The organism is Thermocrispum municipale DSM 44069 (genome assembly GCF_000427825.1).
GTDB classification, from domain to species: domain Bacteria; phylum Actinomycetota; class Actinomycetes; order Mycobacteriales; family Pseudonocardiaceae; genus Thermocrispum; species Thermocrispum municipale.
Genome location: NZ_KE386593.1, coordinates 745422 through 764809 on the forward strand (window position 1 = coordinate 745422; position 19388 = coordinate 764809).

Below are 19388 nucleotides of genomic sequence, written 5' to 3' on the forward strand. Positions count from 1 at the left end.
GCTGTTCCTGGCCCAGGCGCAGCAAGAGATGACGCGCGCCGAGGTGCTGGCCGACGACCCGTTCTGGCTGGTGCTGCTCAAGGCCGTGGTGCTGTTCGCGTTCGGCGTGGTCATGACCCTGTTCATGATCAACTGGGAGCGCAAGGTCGTGGCCCGCATGCAGCACCGGGTCGGGCCCAACCGGACCGGTCCCGGCGGCTGGCTGCAGTCGCTCGCCGACGGCATCAAGCTGGCGTTCGTCGAGGAGATCATCCCGGAGGGTGCCGACCGCAAGGTCTACTGGATGGCCCCGGTCATCTCGTCGACCGCCGCGTTCGTCGGCTTCAGCGTGCTGCCGTTCGGCCCGAAGGTGACGATCTTCGGCGAGGAGACCTACCTGCAGCTGATCGATCTTCCGGTCGGCGTGCTGGTGGTGCTGGCCTGCTCGGCGGTCGGGGTCTACGGCATCGTCCTCGGCGGGTGGGCGTCCGGCTCACCGTATCCGCTGCTCGGTGCGCTGCGGTCGGCCGCGCAGGTGATCAGCTACGAGATCGCGATGGGGCTGAGCCTGGTCGCGGTGCTGCTGTACGCGCAGTCGCTGTCCACCGGTGACATCGTCGACGCGCAGCAGAACGGCTGGTTCGCCATCCTGCTGCTGCCGAGCTTCGTGATCTTCGTGATCTCGATGGTCGGCGAGACCAACCGGGCGCCGTTCGACCTGCCGGAAGCCGAGTCCGAGCTGGTCGGTGGCTTCCACACCGAGTACAGCTCGCTGAAGTTCGCCCTGTTCTTCCTGGCCGAGTACGTCAACATGGTGGTGCTGTCCGGCTTCGTCACCACGTTGTTCCTCGGCGGGTACATGGCGCCGTGGCCGATCTCGGCGCTCTGGGACGGCTACTTCAACACCGGTTGGTGGCCGGTGCTGTGGTTCCTGATCAAGACGCTGGCGTTCCTCTTCCTCTACATCTGGCTGCGCGGCACGCTGCCCCGGTTCCGCTACGACCAGTTCATGCGGCTGGGCTGGAAGGTGCTGGTGCCCGCCAGCCTGGCGTGGGTCGTGCTGATCGCCGGCGTGCGCGCCCTGCGCAACGACGCCAACGTCGGCTCGACCGAGATCGTCATCTTCGGCGGCGTCGCGGTGCTGCTGATCGTGCTGCTCACGCTGCTGATCCCGGAGCGCAAGGTCGAGACGGACGACCGCATCCCGCTGGCCGGCAGCGGCTTCCCGGTGCCGCCCGCGGACCTGGAAGTGCCGGAGAAGACACCGCGTCAGCTGGCGCTGGAGAAGGCCGAGCGCAAGCGCAAGCGGCTGGCCAAGGCCGGCGCGTCCGCGACTGCCGACAAGGAGGGCAGCGACGATGGGGATGTTTGATCCGATCAAGGGATTCGGCGTCACCTTCTCGACGATGTTCAAGAAGGTGGTCACCGAGGAGTACCCGGAGGACTACTACCCGACTGCCCCGCGGTACCACGGTCGCCACCAGCTCAACCGGCACCCGGACGGGCTGGAGAAGTGCGTCGGCTGCGAGCTGTGCGCGTGGGCCTGCCCGGCCGACGCGATCTTCGTAGAAGGTGGCGACAACACCGAGGAGGAGCGCTACTCCCCGGGCGAGCGGTACGGCAAGGACTACCAGATCAACTACCTGCGCTGCATCGGCTGCGGGTTGTGCATCGAGGCGTGCCCGACCCGCTCGTTGACCATGCTCAACTTCTACGAGCTGGCCGACGACGACCGGCAGAAGCTGATCTACACCAAGGAAGACCTGCTCGCGCCGTTGCTGCCCGGCATGGAGGCGCCGCCGCACCCGATGCGGCTCGGTGACGACGAGCAGGACTACTACGTGCGCGGGCCCGAACTGGCCCGGCAGGCCGGCCAGGCCAAGCAGACCAGCGAGGTGAGCGCGCAATGAGCTCGATGGTGCTGGCGCAAGCCGCCGAGGTGACCACCGGCGAGGCGGTGACGTTCTGGATCCTCGGCCCGGCCGCGCTGGCGGGCGGCTTCGGCATGATCTTCGCCCGCAGCGCGGTGCACTCGGCGCTGTGGCTGGTGCTGAGCATGCTCAGCCTTGGCGTGCTGTACATGGTGCAGTCGGCGCCGTTCCTCGGCTTCACGCAGATCATCGTCTACACCGGCGCGGTGATGATGCTGTTCCTGTTCGTGCTGATGATGGCCGGACGGGACAGCGCCGACTCGGTGGTCGAAGTGCTGCGCGGGCAGCGACTGCTCGCCGCGATCTTCGGCATCGGATTCGCCGGACTGCTGGTCGCCGGGCTGACCAGGGCGCTGACCGACGTGACCGCGGCGCCTGCGAGCGACCCGAACAGCCCGACCGGCGGTGGTGCGGGCGGCCTGGGCAGGCTGATCTTCACCGACTACCTGTTCGGCTTCGAGTTGACCGCGGCGCTGCTGATCGTGGCCGCGCTGGCCGGCATCGTGCTGGCCACCCGCGACCGGCGCAACGAAGGCCGGAAGAAGTCGCAGAAGGAACTGGTCGAGGCGCGGTTCCGCGGTGAGTACAAGCGCAAGACACCGTTCCCCGGCCCCGGCGTGTTCGCCACCTCCAACTCGGTGGCCACGCCCGCGCTGCTGCCGGACGGCCGGGTGGCGCCCGAGTCGCTGTCCGACCTGATCGAGTCCACCACCACCGCGCAGCTGATCGCCAAGCACGAGCGGCTGGCCACCGAGGCGGAGGACGAGGCGGACAAGAGCGCACGGGCGCTGGTCGCGGGCAAGTCGGCGGAGGCACAGGACGAGGAGGAGTCGAAGTGACCCCGACCTACTACCTGCTGCTGTCCGCGCTGCTGTTCACCATCGGCGTGGTCGGCGTGCTGGTGCGGCGCAACGCGATCGTGGTCTTCATGTGCATCGAGCTGATGCTCAATGCGGTGAACCTGACGCTGGTGACCTTCGCCAGGATCAACGGCGAGCTCGACGGTCAGGTGATGGCGTTCTTCGTGATGGTCGTCGCGGCCGCCGAAGTGGTCGTCGGCCTGGCCATCATCATGTCCATCTTCAAGGCCCGGCGGTCGGCCTCGGTCGACGACACCAACCTGCTGAAGTACTGATCATGTGGGGAGATTTGCCGATGTGCTGGCGTAGGGCGCGCGTGACGACCCCCGGAGTGGCATCGTGATCGAATCATCGTGGTTGCTGATCGCCTTCCCCGCGTTCGGCGCGCTCGTGTTGCTGGCCGGTGGGCGACGTACCGACGCGTGGGGCCACTGGCTGGGCTGCGCGACCGTGATCGCGTCGTTCGTCTACGGCCTGATCCTGTTCCTCGACAGTGACGGCCGGCCGACGGACACCACCGTCTTCTCCTGGATCCCGGTGTCCGACCTGCAGGTCGACTTCGGGTTGCGCATCGACGCGTTGTCGCTGGTGTTCGTGCTGCTGATCACCGGTGTCGGGTCGTTGATCCACATCTACGCCACCGGTTACATGGCCGACGACGCCGGGCGCCGCCGCTTCTTCGGGTACTTCAACCTGTTCGTCGCGGCGATGCTGATCCTGGTGCTCGGCAACGGGTTCGTGACCCTGTACCTGGGCTGGGAAGGCGTCGGTCTCGCGTCCTACCTGCTGATCGGCTGGTACCAGAACAAGCCGTCGGCGGCCACCGCGGCCAAGAAGGCGTTCGTGATGAACCGGGTCGGTGACGTCGGCCTGGCCCTGGCGATCTTCCTGATGTGGGCGAACTTCGGCTCGACCCAGTACTCCGAGGTGTTCGCGGCCGTCGGGCAGGCGGATGAGAACGTGCTGCTGGCCATCGGGTTGCTGCTGCTGCTCGGTGCCTGCGGTAAGTCCGGCCAGTTCCCGCTGCAGGCGTGGTTGCCGGACGCGATGGAAGGCCCGACCCCGGTCTCCGCCCTGATCCACGCGGCGACCATGGTGACCGCGGGTGTGTACCTGATCGCCCGCTCGGCGCCGATCTACAACGCCAACCCGGACGCGCAGCTCGTGGTGGCGCTCATCGGTGCGTTCACGTTGCTGCTCGGGGCGATCATCGGCTGCGCCTACGACGACATCAAGAAGGTGCTCGCCTACTCCACGGTGAGCCAGATCGGCTACATGATGCTGGCCGTCGGCCTCGGCCCGTTCGGCTACGGGCTGGGCATCATGCACCTGCTCACCCACGGCTTCTTCAAGGCCGGGCTGTTCCTCGGCGCCGGGTCCGTCTCGCACGGTCTGCACGGCGAGCTGGACATCCGGCGCATGGGTGGTCTGTGGCGCAAGATGCCGATCACGTTCGTCACGTTCGGCCTCGGCTACCTGGCGCTGATCGGCTTCCCGTTCACCGCCGGCTACTTCTCCAAGGACGCCATCATCGCCGCGGCGTTCGGCCAGGAAGGCTGGCGCGGCTGGGTGTTCGGCGGCGCGGCCCTGCTCGGTGCGGGCATCACCGCCTTCTACATGACCCGCCTGGTGCTGATGACGTTCTTCGGCAAGGCCCGCTGGCAGGAGCTGAGGACGGCCGACGGCAAGGAGTACCACCCGCACGAGTCGCCGCCGGTGATGACCGTGCCGATGATGGTGATCGCGGTCGGTTCGGTCGCGGCCGGTGCGTTCCTGGCCCTCGGCGACAACCTGGTGGAATGGCTGACGCCGTCGGTCGGTCCGCTGATGGAGAGCGAAGCCGGCGTGATCGGGCACGGCGCGGTGCCGTTCCTGGTGGTCGGCATCTCGGCGCTCGGTGTGCTGCTCGCGTGGCTGTTCGTCGGCCGCAAGGAGGTCCCGGTCGAGCGGCCGCAGCGGGTCAGCGCGGTGGTGCGGGCGGCACGCGCCGACCTGTACGGCAACGCGCTGAACGAGACGTTGTTCGCCCGCCCGGGCATCTGGCTCTCGCGGGCACTGGTGTTCGTGGACAACCGTGGCGTGGACGGGTTGGTGAACGGTCTTGCCGCGCTGCTCGGTGGTAGCTCCGGGCGGCTGCGCAGGTTGCAGACCGGTTTCGTCCGGTCCTACGCCCTGACGATGCTGATCGGCGGGTTCCTGCTGGTCGGCGCCCTGTTGATGGTGAGGTTCGGATGACCTGGCTGCTCGCACTCATCCTGCTACCGCTGATCGGCTCGGCGGCGGTCGCCGTGTTGCGGAACAACCGCCGGGTCGCCAAGCTCACCGCGTTCGTGTTCTCGCTGGCCACGCTGGCGCTGGTGGTGCCGCTGTGGCTGAGCTACGACCCGGACGGCGAGCGGCTGCAGCAGACGTCGTCGATGGACTGGATCCCGGCGTGGGGCATCCACATCTCGTTCGGCATCGACGGCATCGCGCTGGTGATGATCGCGGTCATCGGGCTGTTGGTGCCGATGGTGGTGCTGCTGTTCGGGGTCACCGACAAGCTGCCGTCCGGCCGCACGCCGGGTGGCTTCCTGTCGCTGATCCTGCTGCAGCAGGGCTTGACCATCGCGGTGTTCGCCGCCACCGACGTCTTCCTGTTCTACGTGCTGTTCGAGGTCATGCTGATCCCGATGTACTTCCTCATCGGGAACTACGGTGGGGCCAACCGGCAGTACGCGGCGGTGAAGTTCTTCCTGTACTCGTTCCTCGGCGGTCTGATCATGCTGGCGTCGGCGATCGGCGCCTACTCGCTGGCCGCCGACGAGCTCGGCCAGGGCACGTTCGACTGGCAGACGCTCACCGAGGTGGTCTCGCAGGCCCCGCTGACCACGCAGATCTGGCTGTTCCTCGGCTTCTTCGTGGCGTTCGCGGTGAAGGCGCCGCTGGTGCCGTTCCACACCTGGCTGCCGGACGCCGCCGGGCAGGCGCCGATCGGTGTCGCCGTCATCCTGGTCGGCGTGCTGGACAAGGTCGGCACGTTCGGTTTCCTGCGCTACAGCCTGCCGATGTTCCCGGACGCCTCCGCGGAGCTGGCGCCGCTGGTGCTCGTGCTGGCCGTGGCGGGCATCCTGTACGCGTCGATCGTGGCCGCGGGTCAGCAGGACATGAAGCGGTTCATCGCGTACGTGTCGATCGCCCACTTCGGGTTCATCGCGCTGGGCATCTTCGCGTTCACCGAGCAGGCCCAGGTCGGCGCGGTGACGTACATGCTCAACCACAGCCTGGCCACCGGCATGCTGATCCTGGTGCTGGGCATGGTGATCGCCCGTGGCGGGTCGACGAAGATCTCCGACTACGGCGGCATGTCCAAGGTGACACCGCTGCTGGCCGGCTTCCTGCTGGTCGCGGGCCTGTCGACCATGTCGCTGCCCGGCACCAACGCTTTCATCTCCGAGTTCCTGGTGCTGCTGGGCTCGTTCGAGTCGCGGCCGGTGTACGCGATCCTGGCCACGATCGGCATGATCCTGGCGGCCATCTACGTGCTGTGGACCTACCAGCGGATCATGCAGGGGCCGGTGCGCGGTGACGCGCTGGTCGGCGCCGGTGGTGGTCCTGGCACGGCGCAGGCCCCGGCGAAGGCGGCGCGCAAAGCGATCAAGGACGTCGGCAGCCGCGAGCTGATCGTGCTGGTGCCGCTGGTCGCGCTGATCATCGGGCTCGGTGTCTACCCGAAGCCGGTGCTGGACACAGTGACTCCGTCGGTGCAACCCACCGTTTCCGTCGGTGAAGGGGAAGGTAACGAGTGATGGACCTCGCGCAAGGCGGTCCCGCCACTGCGTTGGGCGTGCCGAGTATCGATGTCGCGGCCGTGCTGCCGCTGCTGATCATCTTCACCGCCGGCGCGGTTGGCGTGCTGTTGGAGGCCGCGCTGCCGCGTCAACAGCGTTGGCCTGCCCAGGTCGCGCTGAGCCTGGCGTCGGTCGTGGGCGCGGGCGTGGCGTTGGCCTTCTACGCCACCGGTGACTTCGAGCGCCTGACCACGTTCCGCGCGGAGGAAGCGTCGTCCGGCGCGCTTGCGGTGGACGCCCCCGCGCTGTTCCTGTGGGGCACGCTGCTCGCGCTGGGTCTGCTCGCTCTGCTGCTGATCGCCGACCGGTCCGTCGAGCCGGGTGGTGCGTTCGTCAGCCGGGCGGCGTTGCGCGGCAATGCCGGTGGCACGGACACCCTGACCACCGAGAAGACCTTCACCGGCATGCAGACCGAGGTCTTCCCGCTGACGCTGTTCGCGCTCGGCGGCATGATGACCTTCTGCGCGGCGAACGACCTGCTGACCATGTTCATCGCGCTCGAGGTGCTGTCGCTGCCGCTGTACCTGATGTGCGGGCTGGCCCGGCGCAGGCGGCTGATCTCGCAGGAAGCCGCGGTCAAGTACTTCCTGCTCGGCGCGTTCGCCTCGGCGTTCTTCCTCTACGGCGTGGCCATGCTGTACGGCTACGCGGGTTCGGTGCACCTGGCCGACATCGCCAACGCCGCTTCCGGTACCGATCGGTCCGACACGCTGTTGTTCGCCGGGTTCGGGCTGCTGGCCATCGGGTTGCTGTTCAAGGGCTCGGTGGGCCCGTTCCACACCTGGACGCCGGACGTCTACCAAGGCGCGCCGACCCCGGTCACCGGGTTCATGGCTGCCTGCACCAAGGTGGCGGCCTTCGGTGGCCTGATCCGCGTGCTGACCGTCAGCTTCGAGTCGACGTCGTGGGAGTGGCGCGGCGTGCTGACCGCCGTGGCGATCGTGTCGATGGCGATCGGCGCCATCCTGGGTCTCACCCAGCGCGACGTGAAGCGGATGATCGCGTACTCGTCGGTCGCGCACGCCGGGTTCCTGCTGGTCGGCGCCATGGCGCTGACCGAGGACGGTCTGTCGGCCACGTTGTTCTACCTGCTGGCCTACGGCTTCACCACGCTGGCGGCGTTCGGCGTGATCTCGCTGGTGCGGGACTCCAGCGGGGAGGCCACCGACCTGTCCGCGTGGGCCGGTCTGGCCAAGCGGTCCCCGCTGGTCGCCGCGGTGTTCACCTTCCTGCTGCTCGCTCTCGCCGGTATCCCGCTGACCAGCGGTTTCGTCGGCAAGTTCGCGGTGTTCGAGGCCGCGTTGTCGGACGGAATGGCTCCGCTGGTCGTGGTCGCCCTGGTGGCCAGCGCGGTCGCGGCGTTCTTCTACCTGCGCGTGGTGGTGCTGATGTACTTCTCCGAGCCCGCGCCGGACGGGCCCGCGGTGACCGTCCCGGGTGCGTTCACCACGACGGCCATCGCGGTCGGCACCATCGCCACGCTGGTGCTCGGTGTGCTGCCCACGTTCGCCCTGGACTGGGCGTCGGCAGGCGGGTTCACGTTCTGACCGCCCCGGTTGGCCGCTGGAAGGCGATCGGGGCATGCCCGTTACGCTGACTGGCGTGTCTGACGCCAAGCGCATGGCCGAGTTGCAGGCCGCGGTGGGTTTGCGAATCGCCGACGAGGCTTTGCTTGACGAGTTGTCCGCCGGCCTGGCGAAGGTGGAAACGCTGCTGCGGGAGGCCGTGCGCAGCGACGTCGCCTTCGTCGACGCGGCGGCCCGCCACCTGACCGAAGCGGGCGGTAAGCGGTTCCGGCCGTTGTTCACGCTGCTGGCCGGCCAGTTCGGTGACGGCGGTACCGACGACGTCGTCACCGCGGCGGCTGCGGTCGAACTGGTCCACCTCGCCACGCTGTACCACGACGACGTGATGGACGAGGCCACCATGCGGCGTGGTGCGCAGAGCGCCAACGCCCGGTGGGACAACACCGTCGCGATCCTGACCGGCGACCTGTTGTTCGCGCACGCCTCGCGGCTGGTCGCCCAGCTGGGCACCGAGCCGACCAGGATCATCGCGGAGACGATGAACGAACTGGTCACCGGCCAGATCAGGGAAACCGTGGGGGCGCGCGACGGTGAGGACCCGATCGAGCACTACCTGACCGTCATCGCGCAGAAGACCGGCTCGCTGATCGCCACGTCCGGTCGGTTCGGCGCCATGCTCTCCGGCGCCGCGCCGGAGCACGTCGCCGCGCTGCGGCAGTTCGGCGAGATCATCGGTGTGGCGTTCCAGATCTCCGACGACATCATCGACATCGCGTCCGGGTCGGACGTGCTGGGCAAGGAGCAGGGCACCGATCTGCGCGAAGGTGTGCGTACCTTGCCGATGCTTTACGCGTTGAACGATGACGAAGAAAATTCCCGACTGATCGAGTTGCTGTCCACCCCGCTGACCGACGACGATGAGGTCGCTGAAGCGGTTGAGCTGCTGCGGTCGTCGGCCGGCTTGGAGCATGCGCGGGAAACGCTGCGCGAGTACACGCTGCGGGCCAGGGCCGAGTTGGCTCCGTTGCCAGATTCGGCCGCGCGTGACGCGTGCGAGTCCGTCGCCGACTACCTCGCCGCTCGCACGAACTAGAGCCACTCCAGCCACCGGCACCGCCGGCGGAGTGGAGGGAAGGAGACCGCGCAGACCATGTCCTCCCTGTTCGGAGAAGTCTGGTTCTGGAGCTTGCTGGCGTTCCTGCTCGGCGCCCTGCTCACCTGGGTGCTGTTGGTACGGCCGTTGCAGCAGCGGGCGAACCACCTCGAGCAGCAGCTGCGGGAGCAGGCCTCGGGCGGAGCCCGCCTGGCACGGCCCGAGCGGTCGGACTCGGAGCACCGGCAGCAGCAGACTTCGCAGTGGCAGGCGTCGAGCGCGGCGGTTGCCGAGCCGTCGACCACGTCCAGGCGTCCGGATTGGTTGGAGCGGGACAGCCTGTCCGGCGAGCCGCACCACGACGAGCAGGACGTGTTCGACCAGTTCGTCCAGGAGGAGGACGAGCGCGAGCTCGGCGAGTACGACGACTACGAGCACTACGACGAGCGCGACGAGTACTACCGAGACGAGCCGCGTGAGCAGGAGTGGCAGGGAGCGCCGGACGAGGACTTCGACGACACTCCGTCGACCGACCGGCGCGCGTATCCGACACAGGCTGCGGCCACCGAACAGGTGGAGCAGGCTCGGCCCGAGGGCGCTGAGGCGCGTCAGCCCGAGCCGGATGACGACCGCCCCGGAAGCTTGTTCGAACCGGAAGAGCCCGCGGGTGCCTCGATCGCCGATCGGCTCGGCGGCGGTCCGGAGCCGACGAAGTCGGGTTTCGCGGCCCTGGACGGCTCGGCGGCGGAGACCAACCGCCCGGACGAGGTGACCGGGCCGGACTCAGGGGCCACCCGAAGCGACGTCGAGGCCGCTCGCTCCGATGTTGTGCCCGCCGGGACGGACGCCGAGGCAACCCGCACCGAGATGCCACAGCCGTCGGGGCCGGACACGCCGACCCGGATCCAGCCTCGGGTGCCGGGACCGTCCGCTGGTGGCCCGCCCGTTGGTGGTCCGCCCGACGAGGAACTCGAGGAGTTCACGCGTCGGGTCCCGCGGCGTTCGGCGTCGACCCCGCCGCCGAAGCCCGTGACGCCGTCCGGGCCCGCCACCCAGCAGACTCCACCGGTGAGTCCACCGGAGACGACCGGTGGGGGTGCGGCCGCAACACATGCAGGGTTCCCGCCGGCGGCCGAGCCGGGCACGCCTTCCCAGCAGCAGCCGGTTGCCGGGCAGCAGCCCGCTGAAGCGCAGGCCGCACAGCCGGCAACTCAGCCCACGGATGCGTCTGCGCCTGAGGCACAGCGGACGGAAACCGCGCCGGCGCCCAGCGCTGGGCAGCAGCCCGCGGATACGCAGGCAGCAGGACCGGTCGGTACCGGCACCCACGCACCTGTCGAGCAGCCGACGCAGACACAGCCACCGGCTGGGCCGCGACCGGCGGAGGCGACGGCGTTCTCGCCGAGTGCCGGATCCGCTCCCACCGACCAGCGGCCAGCTCCTGCGGAGGCCCCGAGCCTCGGAGCTGCTCCGACCGACCAGCGTCCGACTCCGGCGGAGGCTTCGGGCCTGGGAACCGCCCCTACTGAGCAGCGGCAGGCTCCTGCGGAAGCCCCGAGCGTCGGAGCCGCCCCTACTGAGCAGCGGCAGGCTCCTGCGGAAGCCCCGAGCGTCGGAGCCGCCCCTACTGAGCAGCGGCAGGCACCTGCGGAGGCTTCGAGCGTCGGAGCCGCCCCTACTGAGCAGCGGCAGGCTCCTGCGGAAGCCCCGAGCGCCGCGGCGCAGCCGACGGACGCCCCGGCGTTCCAGCCTTCCGAAGCGCACGCTTTCCAGCCGCCGAGCACCCAGCAGCCGCCCCGGGCGCCGCAGCAGCCCGGCCAGGCGTCGCAGCAGGCCGCCGGCGCGGCGCAGGCAAGCGCGCCCGCCCAGGAGCAGGAGGACCAGCCGAGCCTGTTCGAGGAGCCGACCCCGAAGGTCGAGCCGGACGGGCGGCTGCCGGACATCGAGCCGCAGTTGGACCCGCAGACCGGTTTGCCGAAGCGGACCAGGCGAGGCACGAACCAGATCCGCGGCGGGTTCGAGCCGCCGCGGCCGATCAAGCCGTCGATGCGACCGGTCGCCCGGCGCACCCCGCAGGCCGAGGTTCCCTCCGGTGGTTCGTTGTTCGAGCCGTCGGCGAATGCCGGGCCGCAGCAGTCCGGTCAGGAGCAGCCGCCACCGGGACCGTTCGGGCCCGGCTCGGCGATGCCGCTGCCCGGCGGTGGACGGCCGGGGCCGGAGTACAAGGTGAAGGGCAGCGTGACCGCGCTGCGCTACTGCTCCGAGGAGTCGCCGCGGTTCAACGAGATGACCGCGGAAGTGTGGTTCACCAGCGTGGCGGACGCCGAGCGGGTCGGGTTCCGGCCGCTCGAGGGTTGAGGTTGCGGACGCCGAGCGGCCGGGTCTCGGCCACTTGAGGGCTGAGGTCGAGCAGGCCCGGCTGCTTGAGACCTGAAGCTGCGGGCACGAGCGGGCCCGGCCGCCTGAGGGCTTGTCCGCGGATGCGGGCGGGCTGGTCCCGGCCGCTTGGAACCTCAAGCCGCGGACGCTGAGCGAGCCGCTCGAGTGAGCCGCAGCCGCGAACGCCGAAGCCGCTCGCTGATGGCCTGAGCGCTACGTGACGTCCCAGCCGTCACGTGGTCCGGCGGGCCGCGAGGGGCAGGTGGTCAGACGCTGGTGCCTGGGCGCCTCAGGCGACCGTCCAGGTGTCGTTCCCGGTCAGCAGCGCCTGCAAGTCCGGCTCCTGCGTCTTACGCGCCGACTCGATCTGCGCCCGCGCCGCGTCGTCGTACGTCGTGCGGCTGACCTGCCGGAAGATGCCGACGGGCGTGTGCGACAGGTCCTGCCCACCGATCCGCGACAACGCGAACGCGTACGACGGGTCCTGGATCGTCGGGTCGTGCGTGACGATGCTGCTCGCGTCGATGTCGGCGACCTTGGCGATGTCGAAGCCGAACTCGCCGCGCACCACCGCGTACTCGTTCTCCGAGCCGAACGTGATCGGCTCGCCGGGCCGCAGTGGCACGATGCGCCGTGCCGACTCGTCCTTGTCCTTCAGCACGTCGAACGCGCCGTCGTTGAAGATCGGGCAGTTCTGGTAGATCTCCACGAACGCCGACCCGCGATGCTGAGTCGCCGCGGTGAGGACCTCGCTCAGGCCCTTCTTGTCCGAGTCCAGTGCCCGCGCCACGAACGTCGCTTCGGCACCCAGCGCCAGGCTGATCGGGTTGAACGGGTGGTCGAGCGAGCCCATCGGCGTCGACTTGGTGATCTTGCCTTCCTCGCTGGTCGGCGAGTACTGGCCCTTGGTCAATCCGTAGATCCGGTTGTTGAACAGCAGGATCTTGACATTGACGTTGCGCCGCAGCGCATGGATCAGGTGGTTGCCACCGATGGACAGCGCGTCCCCGTCACCGGTGATCACGAACACCGACAGGTCCGGCCGGGCGACCGCCAGCCCGGTGGCGATCGCCGGAGCGCGGCCGTGGATCGAGTGGAAGCCGTAGGTGTTCATGTAGTACGGGAACCGGCTCGAGCAGCCGATGCCCGACACGAACACGATGTTCTCCCGCTTGACGCCCAGGCTGGGCAGGAACGCCTGCATCGTGTTCAGCACGATGTAGTCGCCGCAGCCCGGGCACCAGCGCACTTCCTGGTCGGACTTGAAGTCCTTCGCCTTGTAGGTCTCGTCGGTGGTCGGCACGCCGTCCAGCCCGCCGATCTTCGGCAGTCCGAGGTCGATGGCGGTCATTCCACAGCCTCCGTGAGAACGTGGGCGTCGGATCCGTCGGCGGACGGTTCGCTGTCGTTGATGACGTCGGTGAACACTTCGGCCAGTTCGGCCGCCTTGAACGGCAGGCCGGCCACCTTGGTGTAGGAGCGGATGTCGACCAGGTACCTGGCGCGCAGCACGGTGGCGAGCTGCCCCAGGTTCATCTCCGGCACGATCACCACGTCGTAGCTCTCCAGCACCGTGCCCAGGTTGGCCGGCAGCGGGTTCAGATACTGCAGGTGCGCCTGGGCGATCTTCATGCCCGAGCTCCGCACCCGACGGCACGCCGCGCCGATCGGCCCGAACGACGAACCCCAGCCGAGCGCCAGCACCCGCGCGTCGCCCGTCGGGTCGTCGACCTCGACGTCCGGCACCTTGATGCCGTCGATCTTGGCTTGACGTAGCCGAACCATCCGGTCGTGGTTGTCCGGGTCGTAGGAGATGTTGCCGCGGTTGTCCGCCTTCTCCAGGCCACCGATGCGGTGCTCGAGACCCGCCGTGCCCGGGACGGCCCACTCGCGGGCGAGCGTCTCGGTGTCGCGGACGTACGGCCAGAACTCGTTGCTGCCGTCCATCGCGTTCGGCTCGGACGCGAACTGCACGCGCAGGTCGGGCAGCTTGTCCGCGTCCGGGATCAGCCACGGCTCGGACCCGTTGGCGATCGCGCCGTCGGAGAGCAGGATGACCGGGGTGCGGTAGGTCAGCGCGATGCGCGCGGCCTCCAACGCCATGTCGAAGCAGTCACCCGGGGAGCGCGGCGCCACCACCGGCACCGGCGACTCGCCGTTGCGGCCGTAGAGCGCCTGCAACAGGTCGGCCTGCTCGGTCTTGGTCGGCAGACCGGTCGACGGCCCACCGCGCTGCACGTCGATCACGATCAGCGGCAGCTCGGTCATCACGGCAAGCCCGATGGTCTCCGACTTCAGCGCGACACCGGGCCCGGACGTGCTGGTCACGCCGAGCGCGCCACCGTAGGAAGCACCCAGCGCGGCGCCGATGCCGGCGATCTCGTCCTCGGCCTGGATCGTGGTGACGTCGAACGCCTTGTGCTTGGACAGCTCGTGCAGGATGTCCGAGGCGGGCGTGATCGGGTACGAGCCCAGCACCACCGGCAGTCCGGAGCGCTGACCAGCGGCGACGATGCCGTACGCCAGTGCCGTGTTCCCGGTGATCTGCCGGTACTGGCCCGGCGGAAGCTTGGCGGGCGCCACGTCGTAGGTCACCGAGAACGCCTCGGTCGTCTCGCCGTAGTTCCAGCCCGCACGGAACGCCAGGATGTTGGCCTCGGCGATGTCGGGCTTGCGGGCGAACTTGGTGCGCAGGAACTTCTCGGTGCCCTCGGTCGGGCGGTGGTACATCCAGGACAGCAGGCCGAGCGCGAACATGTTCTTGGCCCGCTCGGCGTCCTTCTTGCCGAGGCCGACCTGCTCGACCGCGCCCCTGGTCAGCGTGGACATCGCCACCTTGTGCACCTGGTAGGGCTCGAGCGAACCGTCGTCCAACGGGTTCGTCTCGTAGCCGACCTTGGCCAGGTTGCGCTTGGTGAACTCGTCGGTGTTGGCGATGATCGTGCCGCCGTGCGGCAGGTCGCCGATGTTGGCTTTCAGCGCCGCGGGGTTCATCACCACCAGCACGTCCGGTCTGTCGCCCGGGGTGAGAATGTCGTAGTCGGCGAAATGGACCTGGAACGACGAGACACCGGGGATCGTGCCCTGCGGCGCACGGATCTCGGCCGGGAAGTTGGGCAGCGTCGCCAGGTCGTTGCCGAAGGCGGCGGTCTCCGAGGTGAACCGATCACCGGTCAGCTGCATGCCGTCGCCGGAGTCGCCGGCGAACCGGATGACGACCCTGTCGAGCTTCTCGACAGGGCGGGTACGGTCTCCGGCAGTCTGCTCCGGGGTGGTTTCGCTGGTGGACATGTGAATGAGGGGATCCCTCTCTGCGCTTCGGGTGCGAGTTCCCCGCGAAGTTAGGGTCTACTCACTTGAGGTTAGCTCGCCGGGGGCGGAACCGACGAACCGGACCACTGTGATTCCAGTCCCTGGACATCTGCTGGTAACAGTGTTAACTGGGTCACTCATCGGGCCGAGCTGCTGATCCTGGCGCGCATGGCGGCCAGGCGCTCGGCGAACGTCGGCGATGCGATGGACTCCAGCTGCGGCACGATCTCCGCGTTCACGGCGTCGGCGTGCTCGGTGATCGCGGCGGTCTTGCGCATCGTGCGCTTGGTCGAGATCACCAGTTCGCGGGGCGCCTGCTCGGCACCCTTCGCCAGCTCCACGGCGGCGTCGACCAGTTGCTCGTGCTCGCCGTCCACCACGCGGTGCACCAGTCCGGCGGCCAGTGCCTGCTCCGCGTCGAGGACTTCACCGAACAGTGTCATCGCCGCGGCCTGCTGCGGGCCGACGATGCGCTGTGCCATCCACGTCATGCCGCCGCCAGGGTGGATGCCCAGCTGGAGGAATCGGGTGTCGAAGCGAGCGCGTGGTCCGGCGAGGCGAACGTCGGCGGCCAGCGCGAGGTTGAGGCCGGCGCCGACAGCGGCTCCGCCGACCGCCGCCACCGTGGGCAGCGAGCACTGCGCGACCGCGAGAAAGCCGTTGTAGATGGAGCGCAGGCCCTCTTCCGTACCGGAAGCCAGCGCCTCCAGGTCAGCGCCGGCACAGAAGGCCGGCGGTGTACCCGTGACGACCACCGCGTGCACGTCCTCGTCCTGCTCGGCGGCGCGCACCGCGGCGGCGAGCTCCGCGGACAAGTCCACGCTGAGGGCGTTACGGCGCTGCGGGCTGTGCACGGTGAGAACGGCGATCTTGCCGCGGCGTTCCACCCGGATCTCGGCTGCTGCCGACTGCGACGTTGCTTCGGCCATGCGGCGAGGGTACCGATCAGTGCGGCACCGGTGGCCGCTCCAGCAGTGTGGAAAGCACCACGGTGGACACGGTGGTGTCGATGATCTCCAGCCCACGCAGCCGCTCGAGCGCGTTCTCCAGGTGGTGAATGTCGGCCGCGCGCAGGTGCACGATCGCGTCGGCGGCGCCGGACACCGTGTAGGCGGCGGCCACCTCGGGCAGTTCGACCAGGTGGGAGCGGATACGCGACGGCGGAACGTTGCCCCGGCAGTGCACCTCGACGAACGCCTCGGTCCCCCAGCCCAGCGCGCGCGGATCGACCACCGCGGTGAAGCCCCGCAGCACGCCGGAATCCAGCAGTTTGTCGACGCGCCGCTTGACCGCTGGAGCGGACAACCCGACCACCTTGCCGATCTCCGCATACGAAGAGCGGGCGTTAGCGACCAAACACGAAATGATTCGCTCATCGATCGAGTTCATACGCAATGTTTAGCACGTAGGTGCACAAAAATGAGCAATTGATCGCCGCGGCGCCGCCGTCGTAGATTGGCGGCATGACCGCCGTTGCTGTTCGTGAGACCTCGCCTGCCGCCCGGCGGGCCGAACCGCGCCATTACTTGATGTGCCCGCCGCGGTACTTCGCCGTGGACTACGCGATCAACCCGTGGATGGACCCGAGCAAGCCGGTCTCGGTGGACCTGGCGATGGCGCAGTGGACCGAGCTGCGCGACACCTACCGCGAACTCGGCCACACGGTGGAGGAGATCGAGCCCGTCGACGGCCTGCCCGACATGGTGTTCGCGGCCAACTCCGGCACGGTCATCGACGGGCACGTGCTGGGCGCGCGATTCCGCGCCGAGCAGCGTCAGGCGGAGGCCGAGTACTACCGCCGCTGGTTCGTCGAGCACGGCTTCCGCGACGTGGTGATGCCGAGCAAGGTCAACGAGGGGGAGGGCGATTTGACCTGGACCGGCTCGGTGCTGCTGGCGGGCACCGGGTTCCGCACCGACCCGGCGGCGCACGCGGAGGCGCAGGAGGTGCTCGGCGTGCCCGTGGTGACGCTGCAGCTGGTCGACCCGCGCTACTACCACCTGGACACCGCGCTGATGGTGCTGACCACCGCGACCGAGGACCGGCCCGCCGAAGTGGCCTACTACCCGAAGGCCTTCTCGCCGGGCTCGTTGCGGGTGCTGCAGCGGATGTTCCCGAACGCCGTGCTGGCCAGCGACGCCGACGCCGAGACGTTCGGGTTGAACGGCGTCTCCGACGGGCGCAACGTGGTGTTGTCCGCGCAGGCGGTCGGCCTGGCCGAGCAGCTCGCCGCGCGCGGGTACGAGCCGCACCTGATCGACATGTCGGAGTTGCGGAAGGCAGGCGGTGGTCCGAAGTGCTGCACGCTGGAGTTGCGCAGCTGACCCACCGCGCTCGCGGCACATAAGGTAGTGTGCCCGGCGGCTCGGCCCGCCAAGCCCGCGAATGTCTCCGACGATCGCGTCGGATGCAGGCGCGCCGGACCGCGTGGCCGAGAACGCACGGAAGGCTCCCGGCGGCTCATGCTCCGGCATGTGCCCGGGAGCCTTTCTCGTTCTCGAAGACCGCTGTGACCTCGGGTTTTGCCTGGTGTGGCCGGGGTCATCGGAACTAAGCAGGTGTAGTGGACGTTGTGCTGGAGGACGAGGGCGACGAACCGGTAATCGGGAGGCGCAAGCAAGTGCACAGGCATCAGAACGGCATCAAGACCGTGCTGCTGCTGGGCTTGATGAGCGCACTGATCATCGGCGTGAGCAGCTTGTTCGGGCGCGGTGCGCTCTTCATCGGTCTGCTGTTGGCGCTGGCCGTCAACGGGTTCGCCTACTTCAATTCGGACAAGCTGGCGCTGCGCGCGATGCGGGCCCGGCCGGTGTCCGAGGCCGAGCAGCCCGCGATGTACCGGATCGTGCGCGAGTTGGCCACGTCGGCTCGGCAGCCGATGCCCCGGCTGTACGTCAGCCCGACGTCGGCGCCGAACGCGTTCGCCACCGGTCGCAATCCTCGGAATTCCGCGGTCTGCTGCACGACCGGGATCCTGGAGCTGCTCGACGAGCGTGAGTTGCGCGCGGTGCTCGGGCACGAGCTGTCGCACGTGTACAACCGCGACATCCTGATCTCCAGCATCGCGGGCGCGTTGGCCAGTGTCGTGACGTTCCTGTCGTACATCGCGATGTTCGGCGGCAACCGGGAGAACGGGAACCCGCTGCTGGCCCTGCTGCTGGTGTTCATCGGGCCGATCGCGGCAAGCATCATCAAGCTGGCGGTGAGCCGTTCGCGCGAGTACCAGGCAGATCAGTCCGGCGCCGAGCTGACCGGCGACCCGCTGGCGCTGGCGTCCGCGCTGCGGAAGCTCGAGGGTGGCACGGCCGCGCGGCCGTTGGCGCCGGAGCCGCGGCTGGTGTCGCAGTCGCACCTGATGATCGCCAACCCGTTCCGGCCGGGCGAGAACCTGGCGCGGATGTTCTCCACGCACCCGCCGATGGCCGAGCGGATCCGCCGGCTCGAGGAGTTGGCGCGGCGTAGCTGACGCGCCTTGAGCGGCCGTCTCGGCGGCGGTCTGGGGCTACCGCGCGGCCGTCCCGGCGGTGGCCTGGGGCTCTTGAGCGGCCGCCCCGGAGGCGGTCCGGGGCTACCGAGCGGCTTCCCCGGCGGCGGCCTGGGGCTGTTGATGCGTGGCCGCCGGCCCGCGACCGCTCGGTGATCGTCGTTCGCCCGGCGGCATGCCGCTCGGTGCGGCCTGGCTCGGGGTTTGTCCCGCGTGGTGCGGCCCTCGGCTGAGCTCTGCCCGCTTGGCGCCGTCCCGCCATGGCACGCCCCCATCGGCGCGTCCGATCCCTTCCAGCTCTTGCCCGTTCGGGCGTTCGCGCGGCCCTCTGTGCGGCGCCGTTGCCCGTTCGGGCGGCTCGCTGTTCCTTTTCCGGGCAGCGGCCACCCCCTGTTGAACGGACGGCTGGTGCCATTTCGTTGCGCCCGATGGGCAGGTTGATCTTGCTGCTGGACAGCGTCGTCCGCACCGCCTGCCTGGTTCGCAACGGATCCATCCCTGCCAGGCCCGATGACAACGAGGGGGCGATGTTATGCACACCGACCGAGTACGAGCAGTGTTGGAAGAGCAGCGGGACCGGGTGATCGCGTTGTTCCGGATCGCCGTCGGCCTGATGTTTCTGGCCCACGGCGCGTCCATCGTCTTCGGAATCTTCGGCGGCGCACCGGGCAGCCCCGGTCAGGCCGCGGAGTTCGGCGCTTGGCCGCAATGGTGGGCGGGCCTGATCGAAACCGTCACCGGTGCGCTGGTCACCCTCGGGTTCGGAACCCGCAGCGCCGCGTTCATCGCTTCCGGCGCGATGGCCTACGCGTACTTCGTGGTGCACCAACCGCAAGGGCCGCTGCCCCACCAGAACGGTGGCATGGCCGCGGCGCTGTTCTGCTGGGCGATGCTGGTGCTGGTCTTCACGGGCCCGGGAGCATGGGCGCTGGAGTCGGTGACCGCGCGGGTTCGCCAGTCGCGAGGTGTCGCCGAGCCCGCCTAGGTGCGCCGG

16 protein-coding genes are annotated in these 19388 nt (G+C 69.0%); 12 read left to right on the forward strand and 4 right to left on the reverse strand.

Annotated features, from left to right (window positions below; translation table 11 throughout):
* Window positions 1-28: 28 nt before the first annotated feature.
* The 9 genes from nuoH to YWM_RS24570 all read left to right on the forward strand — a co-directional run bounded on the left by nuoH (window position 29) and on the right by YWM_RS24570 (window position 11577).
* Window positions 29-1351 (forward strand): NADH-quinone oxidoreductase subunit NuoH, encoded by a 1323-nt coding sequence (gene nuoH / locus YWM_RS0118935; protein ID WP_052345301.1) that lies wholly within the window; start codon window positions 29-31, stop codon window positions 1349-1351.
* Entirely contained in the window at window positions 1338-1889 is a 552-nt protein-coding gene (gene nuoI, locus YWM_RS0118940) for an NADH-quinone oxidoreductase subunit NuoI (RefSeq protein WP_028852006.1), read from the forward strand. Before nuoH ends, nuoI begins: the two co-directional genes overlap by 14 nt.
* The gene (locus YWM_RS24565; protein WP_043661557.1) at window positions 1886-2749 is read left to right on the forward strand and encodes an NADH-quinone oxidoreductase subunit J; all 864 of its coding nucleotides are present in this window, start codon (window positions 1886-1888) and stop codon (window positions 2747-2749) included. Before nuoI ends, YWM_RS24565 begins: the two co-directional genes overlap by 4 nt.
* The gene (gene nuoK / locus YWM_RS0118950) at window positions 2746-3045 is read left to right on the forward strand and encodes an NADH-quinone oxidoreductase subunit NuoK (protein WP_028852007.1); all 300 of its coding nucleotides are present in this window, start codon (window positions 2746-2748) and stop codon (window positions 3043-3045) included. The genes YWM_RS24565 and nuoK overlap by 4 nt, the downstream gene beginning before the upstream one ends.
* A gap of 64 nt (window positions 3046-3109) precedes the next feature.
* Window positions 3110-5005: an NADH-quinone oxidoreductase subunit L gene (nuoL, locus tag YWM_RS0118955; RefSeq protein ID WP_028852008.1), complete on the forward strand. Its 1896-nt coding sequence runs from the start codon at window positions 3110-3112 to the stop codon at window positions 5003-5005.
* Complete coding sequence (locus tag YWM_RS0118960; protein WP_028852009.1) at window positions 5002-6558, forward strand: NADH-quinone oxidoreductase subunit M; 1557 nt, start codon at window positions 5002-5004, stop codon at window positions 6556-6558. The genes nuoL and YWM_RS0118960 overlap by 4 nt, the downstream gene beginning before the upstream one ends.
* Window positions 6558-8147, forward strand: a complete 1590-nt coding sequence (gene nuoN / locus YWM_RS0118965; protein ID WP_043661559.1) for an NADH-quinone oxidoreductase subunit NuoN — start codon at window positions 6558-6560, stop codon at window positions 8145-8147. Before YWM_RS0118960 ends, nuoN begins: the two co-directional genes overlap by 1 nt.
* A 73-nt stretch (window positions 8148-8220) precedes the next feature.
* Window positions 8221-9219, forward strand: a complete 999-nt coding sequence (locus YWM_RS0118970; RefSeq protein WP_043661986.1) for a polyprenyl synthetase family protein — start codon at window positions 8221-8223, stop codon at window positions 9217-9219.
* A gap of 57 nt (window positions 9220-9276) precedes the next feature.
* Window positions 9277-11577: a sunset domain-containing protein gene (locus YWM_RS24570; RefSeq protein ID WP_043661561.1), complete on the forward strand. Its 2301-nt coding sequence runs from the start codon at window positions 9277-9279 to the stop codon at window positions 11575-11577.
* 310 nt (window positions 11578-11887) lie between these two features.
* On the opposite strand, the gene YWM_RS0118980 is transcribed toward YWM_RS24570, so the two are convergent.
* The 4 genes from YWM_RS0118980 to YWM_RS0118995 form a co-directional block, all read right to left on the reverse strand.
* Entirely contained in the window at window positions 11888-12949 is a 1062-nt protein-coding gene (locus YWM_RS0118980; RefSeq protein ID WP_028852012.1) for a 2-oxoacid:ferredoxin oxidoreductase subunit beta, read from the reverse strand.
* Window positions 12946-14889, reverse strand: coding sequence for a 2-oxoacid:acceptor oxidoreductase subunit alpha (locus tag YWM_RS24575; RefSeq protein ID WP_052345125.1), 1944 nt, complete (start codon window positions 14887-14889; stop codon window positions 12946-12948). Before YWM_RS24575 ends, YWM_RS0118980 begins: the two co-directional genes overlap by 4 nt.
* Before the next feature lie 158 nt (window positions 14890-15047).
* Window positions 15048-15839 (reverse strand): enoyl-CoA hydratase, encoded by a 792-nt coding sequence (locus YWM_RS0118990; RefSeq protein ID WP_052345127.1) that lies wholly within the window; start codon window positions 15837-15839, stop codon window positions 15048-15050.
* 16 nt (window positions 15840-15855) lie between these two features.
* The gene (locus YWM_RS0118995) at window positions 15856-16299 is read right to left on the reverse strand and encodes an Lrp/AsnC family transcriptional regulator (protein WP_028852014.1); all 444 of its coding nucleotides are present in this window, start codon (window positions 16297-16299) and stop codon (window positions 15856-15858) included.
* Between the two features lie 74 nt (window positions 16300-16373).
* Between YWM_RS0118995 and ddaH the strand changes: the two genes are divergently transcribed.
* From ddaH to YWM_RS0119015, 3 genes are all read left to right on the forward strand, one after another.
* Window positions 16374-17234, forward strand: a complete 861-nt coding sequence (gene ddaH, locus YWM_RS0119000) for a dimethylargininase (RefSeq protein ID WP_342664955.1) — start codon at window positions 16374-16376, stop codon at window positions 17232-17234.
* Between the two features lie 296 nt (window positions 17235-17530).
* The gene (gene htpX / locus YWM_RS0119005; RefSeq protein WP_028852016.1) at window positions 17531-18376 is read left to right on the forward strand and encodes a zinc metalloprotease HtpX; all 846 of its coding nucleotides are present in this window, start codon (window positions 17531-17533) and stop codon (window positions 18374-18376) included.
* A 550-nt stretch (window positions 18377-18926) separates the two neighbouring features.
* Complete coding sequence (locus YWM_RS0119015; protein WP_052345129.1) at window positions 18927-19379, forward strand: DoxX family protein; 453 nt, start codon at window positions 18927-18929, stop codon at window positions 19377-19379.
* Window positions 19380-19388: the final 9 nt, after the last annotated feature.